At 39.5% G+C, this 2,592-nt stretch carries 3 protein-coding genes; all 3 read left to right on the top strand.

The window, feature by feature from the left end:
* Positions 1-173: 173 nt before the first annotated feature.
* From WKI42_RS10105 to WKI42_RS10095, 3 genes are read left to right on the top strand one after another with little or no spacing between them, the layout of a single operon-like run.
* Positions 174-650 carry a PTS sugar transporter subunit IIA gene (locus WKI42_RS10105; protein ID WP_000521985.1) on the top strand — a complete coding sequence of 159 codons (477 nt, stop codon included), beginning with the start codon at positions 174-176 and terminating at the stop codon, positions 648-650.
* A gap of 38 nt (positions 651-688) precedes the next feature.
* On the top strand, positions 689-994 hold the full coding sequence (locus WKI42_RS10100) for a PTS sugar transporter subunit IIB (protein WP_000590549.1): 306 nt from the start codon (positions 689-691) through the stop codon (positions 992-994).
* A gap of 46 nt (positions 995-1,040) precedes the next feature.
* Positions 1,041-2,516, top strand: a complete 1,476-nt coding sequence (locus WKI42_RS10095) for a PTS galactitol transporter subunit IIC (protein WP_368080711.1) — start codon at positions 1,041-1,043, stop codon at positions 2,514-2,516.
* Positions 2,517-2,592 lie beyond the last annotated feature (76 nt).

Genomic DNA, 2,592 nt, shown 5'->3' with positions numbered 1-2,592 from the left:
TAGAACAGAAAAAATGCTGGTAGTATTTGTTTGTGTGTTTATTTTTATATAACAAACTATAAACGCAACAAAAATATAAAAAAAGAGACAAAAATCAACAGAAAACTATTGACAACGATTTCATATAGTGTTATACTTATGGCATAAAGTTAATGGAAAGAAGGGAAAACTTTATGGGATTAGATCATTTCTTTGACAAAAACCTTGTGTTTTGCTTAGAAGCGAATAATCAAGAACATCTCTTTGATCAGGTTGCAACTTTATTGGAAGAACGAGAAATCGTGACTCCAACCTATCGTGAAGCCTTGATCACGCGTGAAAAGTCATTTCCAACTGGCTTGGATATGGAATTTTTGGGTAAGGATTTGCCGAATGTGGCTATTCCTCACACAGATATTGTTCATAATTTAGCGGAGAAAGTTGTAGTGGTTCGATTAGAGAAACCGGTGACTTTCCACAATATGATTGCGCCGGATAAGGAAGTAGAAGTATCCTTGCTCTTCTTTATCATCAATAACTCTAGTTCAAGTCAAACGAACATTCTTGCTCAGTTGATGGACTTCTTCACAGGAAATGGTCATCTTGAAGACCTATCAAAGATTTCTGAACCAGAAGCCCTCTATGCTTATATCGCTGAAGCAATCGCTTAATCTTGTCTATTAAAAATATTAAATCGGAGGAGATCCATATGATTAAAATTCTTGCTGCCTGCGGTGCAGGTGTTAACTCAAGCCACCAAATTAAAAGTGCTCTTGAAGAAGAACTTTCAAACCGTGGTTACGATGTTCACTGTGATGCAGTCATGGTCAAAGATGTTAACGAAGACCTTATCAAAGGTTATGACATCTTCACACCAATTGCTGCGACAGACCTTGGTTTTGACCCAGGTATTCCAGTTATCGAAGCTGGACCAATCCTATTCCGTATCCCAGCTATGAGTGCTCCAGTATTTGACAATATTGAAGCAGCTATCAAAGAACACGGGTTAAGCTAATTTTAATTTGTTAACATTCATATAACATAAAAAGGGAGGAACTGTTATGGATGCAATCTTTGACCTAATCAAAAAGGTTTTCACGCCCGTCTTAGATATGGGTGGTCCTGTCATCATGTTGATCATTTTGACAGTATTGGCTTTACTTTTTGGAGTGAAATTCTCCAAAGCGCTTGAAGGTGGTATCAAACTTGCCATCGCTCTTACAGGTATCGGTGCCATCATCGGTATGCTAAACACTGCTTTCTCAGCATCACTAGCAAAATTCGTTGAAAACACTGGTATCCAATTGAGTATCACTGACGTTGGTTGGGCACCACTTGCAACAATCACTTGGGGATCTGCTTGGACACTTTACTTCTTGCTCATCATGTTGATTGTCAACATAGTGATGCTTGCTATGAAGAAAACAGATACACTTGACGTCGATATCTTCGATATCTGGCACTTGTCTATCACAGGTCTTTTGATTAAATGGTATGCTGACAACAATGGTGTGAGTCAAGGGGTTTCACTCTTTATTGCTACAGCAGCTATCGTCCTTGTTGGTGTGTTGAAAATTATCAACTCTGACTTGATGAAACCTACATTTGATGACCTTCTTAACGCTCCAAGTTCATCACCAATGACATCAACTCACATGAACTACATGATGAACCCAGTTATCATGGTTTTGGATAAGATTTTTGAAAAATTCTTCCCAGGTCTTGATAAATACGACTTTGACGCCGCAAAATTGAACAAGAAAATCGGTTTCTGGGGATCTAAATTCTTCATCGGTTTCATCCTTGGTATCGTTATCGGTATTATGGGAACTCCACATCCAATTGCAGGAGTTGAAGATGCAGATAAATGGCGTCTTGTTATCAGAGGATGGTTGTCTCTTGGTTTGACAGCTGGTGTATCTTTGGAACTCTTCTCACTTATCGGTTCATGGTTCATCGCTGCCGTAGAACCTCTTTCACAAGGTATTACAAACGTTGCTACTAAACGTCTTCAAGGACGTAAATTTAACATCGGTCTTGACTGGCCTTTCATCGCTGGTCGTGCTGAAATCTGGGCTTGTGCTAACGTACTTGCACCAATCATGTTGATTGAAGCTGTGCTTCTTTCAAAAGTCGGAAATGGTATCTTGCCACTTGCAGGTATCATCGCTATGGGTGTTACTCCAGCTCTCTTGGTTGTAACTCGTGGTAAATTGCTCCGTATGATCATCTTTGGAACACTCTTGTTGCCACTCTTCCTTCTTTCAGGTACACTTATCGCACCATTTGCAACAGAACTTGCTAAAGGTGTAGGTGCCTTCCCAGCAGGTGTGAGTGAAACTCAATTGATTACTCACTCTACTCTTGAAGGACCAATCGAAAAACTTCTTGGTTGGACAATTGGTAACACTACAACTGGTGATATCAAAGCAATCCTTGGTGCTGTAGTCTTCCTTGTATTCTATATCGGTATCTTTGCTTGGTACAGAAAACAAATGATTAAACGTAATGAAGAGTACGCAGCAAAAGCAAAATAATGCGCTCCTATAAAATGTAAGCTCAATGAAAATCAAAGAGCAAACTAGGAAGCTAGCCGCAGGTTGCTCAAAATAC

Origin of the sequence: Streptococcus pseudopneumoniae, from assembly GCF_038148935.1 — a bacterium.
GTDB classification, from domain to species: domain Bacteria; phylum Bacillota; class Bacilli; order Lactobacillales; family Streptococcaceae; genus Streptococcus; species Streptococcus pseudopneumoniae_U.
The sequence above is the reverse complement of the archived record's forward strand: the minus strand, read 5'-3'. Positions and strand labels throughout refer to the sequence as shown.